The following is a 17827-nucleotide window of genomic DNA, read 5'->3' as shown; positions in this document are numbered from 1 at the left end:
CTATTGGGTTCTGTGATAATGTAGCGTGACGACAATGGATTTTAACTATTTTACATTAAAATTACAAAAGTTTAAAGTTATAATATAGCTTTTTGTAAAATATCATTTAATCTCTTTGAAAATGCTCCTGTATCAGCAATCGGTTCACCTTCTAAAATACAAGCTTGATCAAATATTAGATTTACCAATTCCTCATTATTTTTATTATTTGCTTTTAGATCATTAAAAATTTTTTCTATGATTTTATTTTTCGGATTTAGTTCTAGATTTTTAGCAGAAGCACTTGCTATTTGTTTCTGCTCTATTAAAAAGCGTTCCATACGAATATCCATAGCAGTGTCGCTTACTGCAAGACAAGCAGGGCTTAAAGTAAGTTTTTTAGATATTTTAACTTCTTTTACTAACTCGCCTAGTATTTCTTTAAAATAATCTGTTAGTAATTTATACTCATCATCAGATTTTTTACTATCTGTATTTTTATCCTGAGGTCGTGAAGTAGTATGCTCTACATCTATATCACTTCTTGTCGCTGATTTAATGGCATATCCTTTATACTCGCTATTAACGTTGACCCAAAAATCATCTACTGTATCGGTAAAAAGTAATACATCGATATTTTTATTTAATAACCCTTCAATTTGTGGACTTGAAAGTAATTTATCAGGGTTATCACCGCTTAAATAATATATAGTATTCTGCCCTTCTTTAAAATTTGCTATATATTCGTCAATGCTAATCATTTTATTATGCAATGCACTTCTGAATATGCATACCTCTAATAATTTTTCATGATCGGTTGTAGCTTCACATAAACCCTCTTTTAAAGCACCTCCGAAATTAGTCCAAAACTTATTATATTCTTCAGGTAATTCCTCTTTCTTTTTCCTAAGTTCACCAAGTACTCGCTTTGTAATAGCATTTTTAATTTTTTCCAGTACGTTATTATGCTGTAGTGATTCACGGCTAATATTTAATGGCAAATCTTCTGAATCCACTACACCCCGTAAAAATCTTAAATATGATGGAATTAAATCAATATTTTCATCAGAAATAAATACTCTTTTTATATATAATTTCACTCTCCTTTTACGATCAGGATGAAATAAATCAAATGTTTTGCTTGAAGGGATAAAAAGTAGATTAGTAAATTCTATAGCTCCTTCATTTTTATTATGTAAAGTAACCCATGGATCATCAACTGAATAAGATAAGCTTTTATAAAATTCTTTATATTGTTCTTCTGTAATCTCTGACTTCGGTCTTGTCCATAATGCAGATGCTGAATTAAGCTGGATTTCATTATTACTCGCTTCATCACAGAAATATATAGGTACTGCTATATGATCGGAATAGCTTTTAACTATATGTTTTAATCTAAAATGGTCAAGAAATGTAGTTTCTGCCTTTTTGATATATAAAACGATTTCGGTACCTCTTGCAAATTCTTGTTCTGAATCTGCAACAATATATTCACCAAGGCCGTCTGATTCCCAAGTATAGACTTTATTCTCACCAGCTTTTCTTGAGGTAACAGTCACCTTATCTGCTACCATAAAGCTTGAATAAAATCCAACACCGAACTGACCGATTAGCATATTATCTTTTTTAGAATCACCGGAGAGGTTTTTAAGGAAATTTGCTGTACCTGATCTTGCAATAGTACCGAGATTTTCTATTAAATCCTCTTTATTCATACCAATGCCATTATCACGTATAATAATCTGTTCATTATCCTTATCAACTTTAACTATAATTTTAAAATTGCTATCACCCGATATTAATTCACTATTACTTTGTGATAAATAACGTAATTTATCACAAGCATCCGAAGCATTAGAAATTAATTCTCTCATAAAAATCTCTTTATTACTATAAAGAGAGTGAATCATTAAATTTAAAATCTTGCCAACCTCGGCATCAAATTTCTTTTTTTCTTGTGTCATACTAAACCGATTTTCTTGTTTTTAGATTTGTTACATAATAACACATATCTCTAGAGTCATCTCATGTCTTGTCAACGGTGTCCAAATTATTTACCATATTTTTGGATACAGTAAGAAATGAGATGACAGAAGAAAAATGTAATAAAACTATTTATTTAATATAGGAATTAATAATCAAATTTAAATAGTCTTCGTTAATATTTTTTATCAATATTGTTTTTAAGCTATGAGTATGACCTTTAATAATTTCTATACTACTACGTGATAATTTCCATTCTTTTGCTAGATAATTGATGATTCCTTCATTAGCTTTACCTTGCTCCGGTGCTGCTGTTATAGATAATTTTATATATGGAATATTGTTGATAATTACAAAATTATTAATTAGATTCTGTTTAGAATATGGCTTTACTTTAATATTAATTAAAGCTTCATTTTTAAAATTGTTGTAGATATAAAATTTATTCATAAATATTTTAATTGATCACATTTTTTATTCTTTCTAATAAAAAAAGAATTCTTGCATAAAACTATTTAAACTGATATAAGGTTTACCGTAAGCTACATGCACCCTTAGCTCAGCTGGATAGAGCAACAGATTTCTAATCTGTGGGTCAGAGGTTCGAATCCTTTAGGGTGCGCCATTCTTCATTTTTGTTAAAACATATTAAACTGCAGATGCAATCAAATAAAGCGTTTTTCCATTTTCCAGAAAAATTTGATGAAGCTAATTTTTAATTATTGCACCAGATCTCTAACTAAGAAGCTTTATTTTTTATTTTAAAATTGATTCTCTTCTCTTATAAGAGGAATTAAGCAACCATCATACCACTTAAGCTCATTAAAAAAATAAATCATGAAGTTTTTGCTGATTCTATGTATTGGCAACACTTTTTGTTAAATAACATGATCAAGGTATATTAATTTTACTGAACCGCTTAATTCGTTTTACATTTATGTAGAGTAGAAATTAATAATTGTAATATTATTAAATATTTCCGTTAAGCGAGAAGTAAGAGTTATCCTAATAAATGAAATATAGCTATAGAAATACAAAGGCAATTTTTAAAGCTTATTTTTTTTCAGACAAAGATGTCAATAGCAAATAATTTCATAAGAAAATGCCTAATTACATATCTATTGTTAGAGTAATATGTTCTTGTACAAATTCAATTAAAAAATCAGCAATTATTAAACTATTTTGGTATAAACAAAATATCCTAATTTTTCTAATAATAAAATGTATTAGCAATTCTTTGAATCACTAAAATTTAAAGGAAGTATTATAAAGTAGTATAATCAAATATTGATGATTATAATATGTCATTAACAAGCAACATAACCTAACAGAGATTTAATTGAGAAGGTGTATGCTTTTATGAAAGTAATGAAATTGGATAGTGATATATTGAAAAAGATACACTGATTCAGTAAGAAGGAATACATAAAGTGGCGCTAAAATGTGAAATTAAACATAAGTGATGTTAAAGTAAATATTACTTTAGTAGATAGTAGAAGCAATTATTACATATCTTTAATTTTAAAACGTAAGAACTGTTAAAGGGCAACATATTAAATAATTATTATATAACTACTTTAGAAGAATATGTACTGATTTGTGTAATGACTTAGGAATGCTAGATTTATTTACTCAACCCTTGCAATATGTTTCTTATAAATTTTGTTATAATAAGTATTACTTATTTGTCTTCTGTAATTTGTTATTGTTAATAATGCAAAATTTGAATTTAACTTAGACTCATATGTAATGTTATAGCAGTAAAAATTTTAAAAATTTGGAACTTTCCAAAATAATTTGGTATAGCAGGCATAACATTAAGTTCAAAATCCATGATAAGTGATTGTCTAATGACAATAATTAATAAACATTGCAATAGTAATATGAAATCTAGTTGCTTTATATGGTATATCTTATAATAGTTTAGAATACTTTATATGCTTATAGGGTCTAATTTAACATTTTATTTTAACTTGTTTAAGAGCACGGTTAATTTTGTTAGTATAATATATTGCAAAATTCAAAACAGAATATATGTCATGTATAATCCATTATACCAATATGGCGATGTTTTGTTATTAATTTTTTCTTTCTAAAAAGATTTAATATACTTTTATATATCTCGATTAGTTTTTTGAAAGTTTTAAGTAATGTATGCTTTACATTAGCAAATTTAGGAGTTTCTTGCAATTCACTTCTTGCTACTGTGCTTATAACGGTAATATTTCAAAAATGTATAACGTCAATTTAAGATATAATATAGTAGCAACTATTAAAAGTTGCAAAATTAGTAGCGGAAACCTGTAGCTAAGGATACAATAGGATATTTTATTGTAGTAAACTCAGTTAGATAAATTTCTAATCTTATTATATTTATCATTGAGGATAGGATAGAACAATTTTCTATAATATTACAATAGAGGTGTAATATATCAGCAGTAAGAAATAATGCAGTTACTATAGCACGGGAGTTGCTACTGTAGTTTTGCGTTCATTATGTATCGCTTAAATATCAAAAAACAATAACATGAATAGCCTATAAGATAAAAGTAGAAAGTAGCACATAAAACTGAGCTATATAGTTAAGTAGAGTAAGCATCAACTTTTGGGCAAAAGCTCATTAATATATGGACATATCACAATATCAACGTACCTAATTACAAATAAGATTTAGCGCCTGCTTTTGTATCATTGTTAAACTTTTATTCCTTGTCAGAGCCTATATAATAGGTATCAAAAATTAAATTGTAATTATACTGTTTTGTATAAAAGTCAATTAAGGATTTTATATAATTTTGCTTAATTACAAATTAGAGGAATGTCTAATATATTAGACCAAACTTTATCCCAACCTTTTGTATGAGAAATATTAGGCAAAGTGTGGTGTTTTACACATAGTGAGCTACTGATTTTTACGTACAGTTCTGCTATGAAAGGTGGCACTTTTTTGTCATTCATGCCGGATAAATGTAATTGAGGAATATTATCCACCTGTTTTGCATAATTTATCGGGTTTAATGATTTAACTAAGTAACCGCGATAATTATGATATTTATCAAATTTTTCAGTATCTAAATTACCAGCAATGGTTATAATATCTTTAACATTACTATTTTGAGCAGCAATTAATATTGCAAGTCCTCCACCACCAGAAAAGCCGATTAAGCTAAATTTTTGTCCATTATTGATAATATTTATGACATTGTTAATTGAGTCTACGACTTCCTGTCCCATTCTTTTATCTACCCAATAATCGCTAATACATTTTGAGTTCATTTCTAAAGGAGTGTATTGACAAGGGCGTGCTATATAAACAACATTAGATCTTTTATCAATTGTAGCAAGCTTTAAGAGCATTAGATTAACAGGGGTAGGATTGTTAGAGTTAATGCCGTTATCGGTGAGGTGCCCATCTCCTTCAATATAGAATACAAATGGTAGATGATTAGCAGTAATACGTTGAAAAGTTGTCAGAGTAAAATTACCACCATTTATTAACTTCATCTGAAAATTATTTTGATGCGCTATCTCTTGTGCATGCTTTATCCTATTAGCTACATCATGAGTTGTAGAACAACCTAAGAGCAATGAAGTAAGTAATAAAACAAATTTTGACATAATTGCTTATGTGATTTAATGTTTCCGTGTGATTTGCTTCTAATCTAATTTAGACTAAGCAATCTCAGTATATTTGACTAGATTATAATGAAGTCTAAGGTTGCTCGCAATGATTGTAAGTAATTAAAATGGTATTTCGTCGTCTAAGTCGCTATGATCAAAAGAATGATTTTTAATTTCAGGATACTTATACTCGTTATGTCCTGAACCTTGTGTATGATTATTAGAGTTTTTGTTATCTAATAATATTAATTGAGAATTAAAATTTTGTAATACAACTTCCGTTGTATATTTTTCTTGACCTGAATTATCATTCCACTTGCGAGTTTGCAATGAACCTTCGATATATAATTTACTACCTTTTGTTACATAGCGTTCTACAATAGATACCAGTCCTTCACTAAATATCACTACTCTATGCCATTCAGTTCGTTCTTTTCGTTCACTTGTAATACGATCTTTCCAGGTTTCAGTTGTTGCTAAGGAGAGATTAATGATTTTTTTCCCTTCACCTGTAGTTCTGATTTCCGGATCACGTCCTACATTCCCTATTAATATTACTTTATTTAAACTACCTGCCATAGATTACTACCTATTTTAAATATTATTATTGCAATAATAAAATAAAAGAGCCTATAATACTACAGATTTTTTAAAAATATCTCAAAATTTTGTAGTAAAGTGATTATGAACGAAGAATATATTAAGGTACGCGGTGCTAAAGAGCATAATCTAAAAAATATAAATGTTGATATTCCAAGGAATAAATTCGTTGTTATCACTGGTCTTAGTGGTTCAGGTAAATCTTCTTTAGCGTTTGATACTATTTATGCAGAAGGTCAAAGGCGATATGTCGAAAGTTTGTCTTCATATGCTAGACAATTCTTGCATTTACAAAATAAACCGAATGTTGAATCTATTTCTGGGTTATCACCAGCTATTGCAATTGACCAAAAAACTACTTCCAAAAATCCTCGTTCTACTGTTGGGACTATAACTGAAATTTACGATTATCTTCGGTTATTATATGCAAGGGTTGGAATTCCTTACTCTCCAGTCACAGGTCTTCCGATACATAGTCAAACAGTTGCTGAGATGGTAGATATAATTAATGAACTACCTAAAGGTACAAAAGTATATTTACTAGCTCCTATTGTTAGAGGACATAAGGGTGAGTTTAGACGTGAAATTATCAATCTGAAAAAGCAAGGTTTCCAAAAATTAATAGTTAATGGTGAAGTTTGTGAAATTGATGATTTACCAAAGCTTGATAAAAATAAGAAGCATAATATAGAGGTTATTGTTGATAGAATAGTTTTAGATGAGAATTTAGGTAATAGGCTTGCAGATAGTTTAGAGAGTTCATTAAATCTTGCTGATGGTATTACTTATTTAGAAATTGTGGAATTACCACAAGCAGTTAAGAGTCAATTTAAAAAAAATCAGCGTATTACTTTTTCCGAAAAATATTCTTGTCCGGTATCAGGTTTTCATCTTACTGAAATAGAGCCGCGCATATTTTCTTTTAATAGCCCTTTTGGAGCATGTCCTAAATGTGAAGGCATAGGTAAGGAATTTTTCTTTGACAGGGATTTAATAGTTCAGGATCAAAGAATTTCTATTAAAGATGGCGCAATAGTACCTTGGGGTAGTACATCTTCTAAATTTATCCTAGAGACATTAAAAGCGCTTGCCGATCATTATAAATTTTCTATTGAAGTACCTTTTATAAGTTTATCACAAAATGTGAAAGATATTTTATTTGAAGGTTCAGGAGAAGAGGAAATAAAGTTTGAATTCCATGACGGTTCTAAAACACAAATAATAAAACAACCTTTTGCTGGTATAATACCAAGTTTACAGGAAAAGGATCGTACTATCGAATCTGTTTTAATTAAAGAAGAACTTGCTAAATTTAAGTCAGAGCATAAATGTACTGCTTGTTCAGGGTTTAGATTAAAAGATGAAGCATTATGCGTTAAAATCGCAAATCTTCATATAGGTGAAGTAGCAGGTATGAGTATTGCAGCTTTACAAAAATGGTTTAGTCATTTAGAAGAAAAATTAAATCAAAAGCAATTATTTATTGCTAAGCGTATTCTTAAAGAAATTAATGAGAGATTAAAATTTCTTATGAATGTTGGTCTTGATTATCTAACATTATCACGAGAAGCAGGTACTTTATCAGGAGGTGAGAGTCAGCGCATTCGTCTTGCATCTCAAATAGGCTCAGGTCTTAGCGGTGTTTTATATGTACTTGATGAGCCGTCTATAGGTCTTCATCAACGAGATAATACAAGATTAATCGCAACACTTAAAAGGCTTAGGGATCTCGGTAATACCGTTTTGGTAGTAGAGCATGATGAAGAAACAATGTATGAAGCAGACCACATTATTGATATAGGACCAGGAGCTGGTATTCACGGTGGTCGTGTTATTGCAGAAGGTAATGCTGAAAAAATAAAGCATTTTGAAGAAAGTATTACAGGTAGATATCTAAGCGGTCGTCAAACAATTAAAGTACCATCTGAAACAAGGGTAGGACATGATAATAGGGCAATTGAATTACTTGGTGCAGTATCTAATAATTTAGATAATGTTGATATCAAAATTCCACTAGGTACTTTTACTGCTATAACAGGAGTATCAGGAAGTGGTAAATCAAGCTTAATGATTCATACTTTATATAAGGCAGCTTTAAAGCATTTAGAGCCAACTAGCAAAGTATTTCCAGGTAAATATAGAGAATTGAAAGGACTTGAATATATTGATAAAATTATTGATATTAATCAATCTCCGATAGGCAGAACTCCGCGTTCAAATCCTGCAACTTATACAGGTGCATTTACTCATATTAGAGATTGGTTTGTAGAATTACCTGAGTCCAAAGCTAGAGGATATAAAGTTGGAAGATTTTCCTTTAACGTTAAAGGTGGCAGATGTGAAGCGTGCCAAGGTGATGGGCTGATTAAAATAGAGATGCATTTCTTACCTGACGTATATGTAAAATGTGATATTTGTAACGGTCATAGATATAATAGAGAAACTCTTGAAATAAAATATAAAGGTAAATCTATCGCTGATATTTTGATGATGACAGTAGAAGATGCAATGCAATTTTTTGATAAAATTCCTTTGATTTATGAAAAATTAATTACATTAAATGAGGTTGGGCTTGGCTATATAAAAATTGGTCAGTCTGCTACTACTCTTTCAGGAGGTGAGGCACAACGAGTTAAACTTGCTAAAGAATTATCAAGACGTTCAACTGGTAAAACGCTTTATATACTTGATGAACCGACTACAGGTCTACATATAGATGATATTAAGAAATTACTGAAAGTTTTACATAAACTTGTCGATATGGGTAATACCGTTTTAGTTATTGAGCATAATCTAGATGTTATAAAAACAGCTGATTATATTATTGATGTTGGTCCTGAAGGTGGTGACAAAGGAGGTAAGATAGTTGTATGTGGTACTCCTGCTGATATTGCTGCGTGTAAAGAAAGTCATACCGGTAGATATTTAAAGCAATATTTAGTGTAATATAATATAAATTCATGTACTCTATGTTTAATATATTTAGTATTTCCCTTAATACTAAATTATTAATCAGAACTAATCTAGTCATTACTGTTTTCTAAAAATTCTCAATATTTTATACTTTTAAGTATAATTATACATTCATATAGTATTTATAACTTGGACAGATGTTTGGAGCAATAAATTTGATATAGACAAATGCTTAGAAAAATAAATTAAAAGAAATTAATAATTCAAAAGTGAAAGTGACTTTACAAAGGTCTAAATAGACTAAAAGAAAAAGCTTAAGAGTAATACTATGCATTTTGAATTTATAAAAAACTCATATAACTTAAAATGACACTGTACATATTCGTTTTATGAAGATAGTTTTAATCAAATTGAAGAATTCTGAAGAATAATATGCAAAAAATTATCTGAATTCCATTTGTAGGCACGTTAGTAGCAAAGCATTTGGTTTTATAAAAGAAAAGATTAGCTATTTTAATAGAGATAGTAAGTGGATAGAAAAAAAAGCAAAAAATATAATTTTTCTAAATTGCTTGTACTACTACGTAGTAGTAATTCTTGTAATTTATGAGAGAAAAAATGTGTGTGCAATGGTATAAAAAGCAAGTGTCTGTTTTATATCATTACTCATGATAAATAGAAAATAAGTGTTCAATATATATGCTTGAATTAAAATGTAGTAAAAATCGTAAATAGAATTAAACTTAGGTGAAAATACTAATAACCTAGTGCATCAACATTAATATTGAAGACCTAAATGATGTTATAATAGATTAACTAAGTTTTAACAGGATGATGAAATGTTTTGGATTAACTTAGGCGTTATTTTTGAACAAGTTTCAGATATAGAAAATTAGAGAAAAGAATTATTTTTTATAAACGTAGAAAAAATAGCTTTAATATAGTACCATCCATTTTTTTTCAAGTAAAATCGAAATTTGTTAATTCGATAATACATAGTCAAAATCCATAAAAAGTAGAGTGATATGTGATGCATACAAAAATTCAGTTATAATAGATTTCTTGCATAAATGATAATATGCTAATGCTTATGGTCATGGTGGTGAGTATAAAAACCTAAAGAAGAAAGAGCGTTTGAAAATTCAGAGTTAGGTGTTATTTCATGTGGTATTCCGCTACAACATATGTGACCATTTAAGCATATTACTTGATCCGAGTTTTTTATTACAGTAAATAAATCGTGTGAGATCATAAAAACTGTAATATTTAGTTTTTTACGAATAAAATGAATAAGCTGGTAAAATTCTTGTTGGCTTGTGACGTCTAAAGACTGTAACGGTTCATCTAAAATCATTAAGTCAGGATTATTAATTATTGAACATGCAAGAACTACTTTTTGAAATTGTCCACCTGAGAGTTTAGAAATTTCTTGTTCTTTTATGTATTCAAGGTCAATAAATGAACTAATCTCTTTAATGTTTTTATTAAAATGATTTGGTGCTAATAAGTCTAAAAATTTTTTTACCGTAATGGGTATATCAGTGGTCAATCCAAATTTTTGTGGTACATATCCAATTTTTAATTTGCGATCAATTATAATCTCGCCGCTTGTAGGCTTTTCAAGCCCAAGTATTAATCGCACTATGGTAGTTTTACCTGCACCGTTAGGCCCGATTAGAGTAGTTATATTATTTTTTTTTACAATAAAACTAACTTTACTTATTGGTGTCTTATTTCCAAATTTTTTAGATACGTTACGAAATTCGATTATAGACTTTTGCATGTTTTAGTTTACTTCTTTCAACACGTATCTTGTCAACACAAATCTAGTCCTGAGATCCACCACAATTAAATTACAGGATGATATTTTAATTCGCTACTTGCCATTGCCCGTCAGGTTGGCGGCATGCATTTCCATATGTTGTTTGTTGTTTTCCCCCTATTACAACTGTTTGAGTGTATTCACGGCAATATTGACCTGTACTGTTCCTATAAGTTTTATTAGGTGTTACGTAACCATGATTGCCATTATCTGGATTGCGCCATTCTATGTTACTACCGCTAGGAGCAGATTCTAAAGCTCTTTGTGATGTTAGTTCTAGAAGTTTTCTATCCTGCTCATCCATACTTGCACCGATTTGTCCACCAAGAACTGCCCCAAGTAATGCGCCTACACCTACTCCGACAAGTTGTCCTTTACCGTGACCGAATTGAGAACCAAGTAATGCACCGCCGGCGCCACCAAGAAGTGTTCCAGTCCCTTGTTTGTTCATACCACCCGGACCATTACATGCTTGTAACATAGAAGCTGCAAGAGCTAAAATCATTACTTTAGATAATAGTTTCATATAATCCTCTTTAATCTATTATTTAATAAGTATATGGTTTTTAGAATTTTGTAAAGTATAAAACTCATTGAATTTTATATTTTCTTTGTTAAACTTATAACATAAATTTGGAAGATTTGTCATGGATAATAATAGCCATCATCGATTAATAAAATCTGTATCTTATTTATCGGTTACTACGGCATTAATTATTTTAATTATAAAATTATATGCTTGGGTTGTTACCAGTTCACAATCAATACTTGCTTCTTTAATTGATTCAATGCTTGATGTAACTTCTTCCTTTATTAATTTAGTAGCTTTAAGATTTGCATTGCAACCACCTGATCATTATCACAGGTTCGGACATGAAAAAATGCAAGATTTAACTATTTTTTCTCAATCGATATTTTTCTTCGCTTCGGCCTTTTTTGTAGGATTTGCTTCGGTTAAATCTTTATTTATAAAAACAAAACCGTGGAATATTAGCGATGGTACTAATGTAATGTATTTATGTATATTCTTAACAATTATTTTAGTGCTTTATCAAACTTATGTAATTAAAAAAACAGGATCGGAAATAGTAAAAGCCGATAAACTTCATTATTTCACGGATTTACTAACTAATGTTATTGTTATTATCTCTATAAATTTAAGTGATTATTTTTGGTTTGTTGATCCGTTATTTGGAGTAGTTATTTCGTTATATATATTTCACTCTTCTTACTTTTTATTTAAAAAGGCATTTAAAAATTTAGTGGATCATGAATTACCTGAACAAGATAGACAAAAAATTATCTCGATAGTTAATAATCATTCAGGTGTAAAAGGTATGCACGAAATGAAAACTCGGTATGCTGCTCAAAAAGCTTTTATCCAGTGCCATTTGGAAATGGATGGGAATATATCGCTTTATAATGCTCATAAAATTAGCGATGAGATTGCCTTTGAAATATTGCAGAAATTTCCAGAAGCTGAAATAATTATTCACCAAGATCCTTTTGGTGTGGAAGAACATGTAAATTACCGTGAATCTATTGTTAGAAACTGATTTTAATAATTTCTTCATGGAGCAAGCTTTAAAACAAGCACGGCTCGCTTTTGATAAAAATGAAGTCCCAGTTGGAGTAGTAATTGTATATAGGTTAAATCAAAAAATCATTGTTAGTAGTCATAATAATATCGAAGAAAAAAACAATGCCCTTTGTCATGCTGAAATTATTGCTATTAATGAAGCATGTAATCTTATATCTTCTAAAAATTTGAATGATTACGATATTTATGTTACTTTAGAACCGTGTGCTATGTGTGCATCTGCAATATCTCATAGCAGATTAAAACGTTTATTTTATGGAGCGTCTGACTCCAAACAAGGAGCAGTTGAAAGTAATTTACGATATTTTAACAGTAGTGCTTGTTTTCATAGGCCAGAAATATATAGCGGGATTCTTTCTGAACATTCTCGGTTCTTAATGAAAGAATTTTTTCAAAAGATGCGATCTACTATAGATTAAAAAACCTAAAAATATTAGTATTTAGTATTTTTAGCTGTGTCACGTGATCAATGTCGCGTAAGTGTAACTACACATGCAAGTGTTTTGTAAAAATGTCGTCAAAGAAGTAATAAAATATGCTAAAACTATTAACACCTTATTATTTTAATAAATTATCAAGGGTTATAATACCTATATTAGCTGTATTTACTCTTATAATGATGATTATAGCTCTTTATTTAGCACTTATAGTTTCGCCTATAGATTATCAACAAGGTGAATTTGTACGTATTATGTATGTTCATGTACCTGCTTCTTGGATGGCTCTTGGTATTTATGTTTTTATGGCAGTATGTAGCTTTAGTTATTTAGTATGGAAAACAACTATTAGCTATTTGCTAGCCGTAGCATCTAGTGATATTGGAGCTATTTTTACTTTGATTAGCTTAGTAACAGGCTCGTTATGGGGGAAGCCTATATGGGGAACATGGTGGGTTTGGGATGCGCGACTTACCTCGATGCTAATATTATTTTTATTATATCTCAGCTATATTATTATAGTGAATAGTGTAGATAATATAAGGAAAGCACAAAATCCTGCTTCTATTATTGCTCTTATTGGGCTTATTAATATACCGATAATAAAATTTTCAGTAAACATTTGGTATAGCCTACATCAACCTGCTAGTGTTTTAAGATTAGGGAGTCCAACTATTCATGCTTCAATGTTAAAGCCTTTAATTACAATGTTTATCAGTTTTATATTATATTTTCTATTAATATTACTTTTAAGAACTGTTATATTAATCGACAAAATCAAAAACAGATAAAAACATGACTTATATTGTAACCGATGAATGCGTAAAATGTAAGTATACAGATTGCGTTGAAGTATGTCCCGTAGATTGTTTTTATGAAGGTGAATTTATGCTAGTTATCAATCCTGATGAATGTATAGATTGTGGTGTATGTGTTCCTGATTGTCCTATAGATGCCATCAAGCCTGAATCACCTGAGTTAATAGAATGGGTAGAACGTGCAAAAGATTTTATAGAAAATCAAGGATGGAAAAATATTACCAAAAAAAAATGCGCTTTGCCTGATGCCGATAAATTTAAAGATGAGCAAGATAAATTTAATAAATACATCATAAAAAACATGCATTAATTACATGTGTTGATTTTGCAACAAAATTTAATAAAAGCTTTATTATATGAATCTAATTTCCTATTAGATATAGCACTAAAAAATATAATGTGTTATATATGCCATTAAGACATTAAGAAAATGTTTAATTATTTAATTTGAGGTGATCATCATGAAAAAGTTACTTTTAATTGCTGCTACAAGTGCAACAATTTTATCTTCTAGTATATCGTTTGCAGAGTGCATGGATAATGAATGGTATTTAAGAGTAGATGCCGGTGTAGCAATGTTTAATAAAGAAAAAGACAAGACAATAGGTGTTAAGTTAAAATCTAATAAGGCTATGCCAATTGATTTAGGTATTGGTTATTATATTGCTGAAAATGTACGAGCTGATTTAACTTTAGGAACCACAATAGGTGGAAAGCTCAAAAAATCTGGAGCAGCAACTAATGCACATTTTACAGGTACTAACGTTTTAGTGAGCCATAAGCCTATTGTTACACGTTTACTTATTAACGGTTATGTAGATTTAACAAGTTTTGATATGTTTGATATTTTCGTTGGCGCTGGTGTCGGTCCTGCATTAGTTAAAGAAAAAATTAGTGGAGCAAGCGGTCTTGCATCTAATACTACTAATACTAAAAATAAAACCAATGTATCATATAAGTTGATTTTTGGTACTGCTGCGCAAGTTGCAGATGGTGTTAAAGTAGAATTAGCATATAGCTGGATAGATGATGGTAGAACAAAAAGTAAGCATGTAATACACGAAGGGGCAAGTGTACAAACCGGTGGTATGCGTTATCAAAGTCATAACATAACAGTAGGTCTAAGATTTGGTATATAAATTATAATAAGAATATATAGTTTTAGTTAATAACTTAATTGTCATACGATAGCTTCCTACGGTATCTAGAAATACAAAAAAAGGCTAGAAAGTGGAATTAAAATTCTAAGATAATTTCTTAGAAATGTTACTTAAAACTATTTTTTATCGAATTTAGATAAAACTATTATCTAATCTCGTTTTTACTAACAACTAATAAAATTTAAAGGAAAAAATTTAATAATATGAAAAAATTACTTTTAATAGCTGCTGCAAGTACAGCGCTTTTAACTTCTAGCATTTCATTTGCTGATTGTGATATAGATTCATCTACTAATTCATCGATGTCATCATCTATAGAAAATCAGTGGTATTTAAAGCTTAATGCTGGTGGAGTTATGTTTAACAAAATGAAACCTAAAGGTAAAGATTTTAAATTAAAAACTAATACAGGTTTTGTTGGTAATGTCGGTGTAGGTTATTATATAATGGATAATTTAAGAACCGATTTAACAATTGGAGCAGTAACAAGTGCTCATTTAAGAAAATCAACAACTGGAAAAAATAGCACGGACAGTAGTTCAACCTTAAAACATAAACCTACTATTGTAAGTGCATTACTTAACGGTTATATAGATTTCGTTGATTTAAGTATGTTTAAGGTTTTTGCTGGTGCTGGTGTTGGACTTGCAATGGTAAAAGAAAAAGTTACAGGAAAAGAAGCTATTGCAATTGTTAGTGACAAAAACACAATTTCTAACGATCATCATCTCACTACTAAAAATAAAACAAATTTTGCTTATCAATTATCTTTAGGTACTTCATTTGAACTAGCACAAGGTATTAAAGTAGAGCTAGTTTATGCTTGGATAGATTACGGTAAAACAAAAACCACTACTAAAACCATTCATGATGTACAATATAAATATGGTGGAACACGTTATAAAGGTAATAACTTAATGGCAGGATTAAGATTTGATATTTAATTAACTAAAAATTAGTCCTTACATTTTTTTACACGCATTAACAGAAAAAAGGGTCTTTAATTAATGGCCCTTTTTTATTTGTATCATTTGATATCGAATAGAAAAGGTTATATTTTATTCTGTAGTTTCGTCATATGATGTTATATCAACATTGTTGTATGAGCGTAGTGTATTATCCTGTGTTTTGCAATGTGTATAATAAAAAAATAATATTAGTATTTTTAAAATTCGCGGAATAATGGCTATGGAATGATTCATGCTTGTATTGCAAGCTTTCAATTGTACTATTATCCTATCTTAGGTTTCGCTTTATAAAACGTTACGTTCATTTGATGTATTGCTTCGAAGCCTAAATAAATTTTAATACGTTCTAGAATAATATCTTGATAATAAGGTAATTCTGCTGCAGTCGCATTATCTTCTGCTTGTATAAACAGTATATTAATCTTTTGTTTTTTATAAGTGTATGTTTTGATTTTTAAAGGTAATGCTTTAGTGCTGAAGTTAAACCCCACTATTTTATTCCAATTGATCATGATTTGAGGCAGTAAGGGATGTTGCTTAGCAAATATACGTTTAACTATTTTATCAATATCTTCTTTAATTAGTTTCATTTTAATAAACTGTGCATTGTTAAAGTTATTACAGCTATTGCAAGCATTATAGATAATACAGGAAAATGTAAAGATATAACTGATATGGTCATTAAAAATATATTACAAATTGCTATAATCAATACTACTTGTTTATGAGATTTACCTCTTTGTACTGCTTTTTGAAAAAAATGTTTTAAATGAGGTTGCCAAATTTTTTCTTTATTTAGTAGTCGAATTAATATGGTTAGTACTGCATCGGTAATGTAATATAAACTTGCAATAGCACAAGCTATAAATAAATTAGTGCTTGTAAGAGCAAGCAGTAGCAAACAAAGACCAGTTAAGAATCCAAGGCTAATACTGCCAACATCTCCTAAAAATATTTTTGCTGGATGCCAATTAAATATTAAAAAACCGCAAGAACAACCAAGAATAATAACATTTACACTAGCTATAAAATATGGGTTATCAATAATCGAAAATTGTAGAAAACATAATACAAGCATAGTGCTAGATAGATGGATAGATTCTACACAACTCATGCCATCTATACCATCCATAAAATTATATATATTGATAAAGCCACTTAAAGCTATAATTAAAATATGATGTATTAGTATATGTGAGTTTATTTGTGAAAAGAACACGATAGCAAAAGCTGCACAAATTAAGTGAACTATTAATCGAATTAGAATAGACACAGCTTTTAGGTCATCTAAAAAAGAAATAGAGGCAATTACTAATAATAAAGGCAATATTTTTATTGAATTAACAAGGTTATGACTCATAATATATTCAAAGCCGCTCAAAGCAATCATCACAACAATTACAATAGCAAGACCGCCACCACGAGGTGTTATCTTATCATGAGAGCGACGATTACTTGGCACATCAACCAAACCTATTGCAGGAAGATATTTTGTTAATATATATGTTAATATGGTGGTCGCAATAAAAGAAAAAACAAATAATGCACTATAGCTATTTATATTCATAGTAAAATATTAAATTTAATATTTGTTATTACTGATCATTACGTTATCATGTACCTTAATGTTTAAGGTTTAGTATTTCATTAATATTTTATTAGTCATATGAATATCAATATTAGTACTATATATTACATTGGTGCTAAATTTTTTCTTTATCAAGATTAATTAAACTGTAATATAAAAATTAACAAGTAGTTTACGTCTTTATTAGTGATAGACGACAATAACAATACTTGCAGTAATTCATAATGGACAAATTTTCTTGTATATCGACCGACACCTAAACGTTCTTTGGTGGTATATTATATAATTATGTGTATCTATTTATTACATCCTATCATATTATTTTTAATATCTTTATA

The 17827-nt window shown here is 29.3% G+C and carries 15 protein-coding genes and 1 tRNA gene; 8 read left to right on the top strand and 8 right to left on the bottom strand.

The window, feature by feature from the left end:
• Positions 1-77: 77 nt before the first annotated feature.
• Complete coding sequence (gene htpG / locus RT_RS04075) at positions 78-1943, bottom strand: molecular chaperone HtpG (RefSeq protein ID WP_011191256.1); 1866 nt, start codon at positions 1941-1943, stop codon at positions 78-80.
• Positions 1944-2094: 151 nt separating this feature from the next.
• Entirely contained in the window at positions 2095-2412 is a 318-nt protein-coding gene (locus RT_RS04070; protein WP_011191255.1) for an A1G_07140 family DUF167 domain protein, read from the bottom strand.
• 98 nt (positions 2413-2510) lie between these two features.
• Between RT_RS04070 and RT_RS04065 the strand changes: the two genes are divergently transcribed.
• Positions 2511-2587: transfer RNA gene (locus RT_RS04065), tRNA-Arg, on the top strand.
• 2174 nt (positions 2588-4761) lie between these two features.
• Here the strand turns inward: RT_RS04065 and RT_RS04060 are convergent.
• Positions 4762-5580: an alpha/beta hydrolase family protein gene (locus RT_RS04060; protein ID WP_011191254.1), complete on the bottom strand. Its 819-nt coding sequence runs from the start codon at positions 5578-5580 to the stop codon at positions 4762-4764.
• A 123-nt stretch (positions 5581-5703) separates the two neighbouring features.
• Positions 5704-6162, bottom strand: coding sequence for a single-stranded DNA-binding protein (locus tag RT_RS04055; protein ID WP_011191253.1), 459 nt, complete (start codon positions 6160-6162; stop codon positions 5704-5706).
• A gap of 105 nt (positions 6163-6267) precedes the next feature.
• Between RT_RS04055 and uvrA the strand changes: the two genes are divergently transcribed.
• Positions 6268-9129 carry an excinuclease ABC subunit UvrA gene (uvrA, locus tag RT_RS04050; RefSeq protein WP_011191252.1) on the top strand — a complete coding sequence of 954 codons (2862 nt, stop codon included), beginning with the start codon at positions 6268-6270 and terminating at the stop codon, positions 9127-9129.
• Between the two features lie 1048 nt (positions 9130-10177).
• Here the strand turns inward: uvrA and RT_RS04045 are convergent.
• The gene (locus RT_RS04045; protein ID WP_011191251.1) at positions 10178-10879 is read right to left on the bottom strand and encodes an ATP-binding cassette domain-containing protein; all 702 of its coding nucleotides are present in this window, start codon (positions 10877-10879) and stop codon (positions 10178-10180) included.
• An 85-nt stretch (positions 10880-10964) separates the two neighbouring features.
• Complete coding sequence (locus tag RT_RS04040) at positions 10965-11444, bottom strand: RT0821/Lpp0805 family surface protein (RefSeq protein WP_011191250.1); 480 nt, start codon at positions 11442-11444, stop codon at positions 10965-10967.
• Between the two features lie 121 nt (positions 11445-11565).
• Here RT_RS04040 and RT_RS04035 point away from each other — a divergent pair, with 121 nt between their 5' ends.
• The 6 genes from RT_RS04035 to RT_RS04010 all read left to right on the top strand — a co-directional run bounded on the left by RT_RS04035 (position 11566) and on the right by RT_RS04010 (position 15877).
• The gene (locus RT_RS04035) at positions 11566-12474 is read left to right on the top strand and encodes a cation diffusion facilitator family transporter (protein ID WP_011191249.1); all 909 of its coding nucleotides are present in this window, start codon (positions 11566-11568) and stop codon (positions 12472-12474) included.
• Positions 12475-12490: 16 nt separating this feature from the next.
• Entirely contained in the window at positions 12491-12937 is a 447-nt protein-coding gene (locus RT_RS04030; protein WP_011191248.1) for a nucleoside deaminase, read from the top strand.
• A 116-nt stretch (positions 12938-13053) separates the two neighbouring features.
• A complete protein-coding gene (locus RT_RS04025; RefSeq protein WP_011191247.1) occupies positions 13054-13746 on the top strand; it encodes a heme ABC transporter permease in 693 nt (230 codons plus the stop codon).
• Positions 13747-13750: 4 nt separating this feature from the next.
• Positions 13751-14083 carry a ferredoxin FdxA gene (fdxA, locus tag RT_RS04020; protein ID WP_011191246.1) on the top strand — a complete coding sequence of 111 codons (333 nt, stop codon included), beginning with the start codon at positions 13751-13753 and terminating at the stop codon, positions 14081-14083.
• A 151-nt stretch (positions 14084-14234) separates the two neighbouring features.
• Positions 14235-14912 (top strand): outer membrane protein, encoded by a 678-nt coding sequence (locus tag RT_RS04015; RefSeq protein WP_011191245.1) that lies wholly within the window; start codon positions 14235-14237, stop codon positions 14910-14912.
• Between the two features lie 224 nt (positions 14913-15136).
• The gene (locus RT_RS04010; protein ID WP_011191244.1) at positions 15137-15877 is read left to right on the top strand and encodes an outer membrane protein; all 741 of its coding nucleotides are present in this window, start codon (positions 15137-15139) and stop codon (positions 15875-15877) included.
• Positions 15878-16164: 287 nt separating this feature from the next.
• On the opposite strand, the gene RT_RS04005 is transcribed toward RT_RS04010, so the two are convergent.
• On the bottom strand, positions 16165-16491 hold the full coding sequence (locus RT_RS04005) for a DciA family protein (protein WP_011191243.1): 327 nt from the start codon (positions 16489-16491) through the stop codon (positions 16165-16167).
• Entirely contained in the window at positions 16488-17468 is a 981-nt protein-coding gene (locus tag RT_RS04000; RefSeq protein ID WP_011191242.1) for an MraY family glycosyltransferase, read from the bottom strand. Before RT_RS04000 ends, RT_RS04005 begins: the two co-directional genes overlap by 4 nt.
• Positions 17469-17827 lie beyond the last annotated feature (359 nt).

The sequence above is a fragment of the Rickettsia typhi str. Wilmington genome, assembly GCF_000008045.1.
GTDB lineage: Bacteria > Pseudomonadota > Alphaproteobacteria > Rickettsiales > Rickettsiaceae > Rickettsia > Rickettsia typhi.
This window is presented reverse-complemented; position numbering and strand designations above follow the sequence as displayed.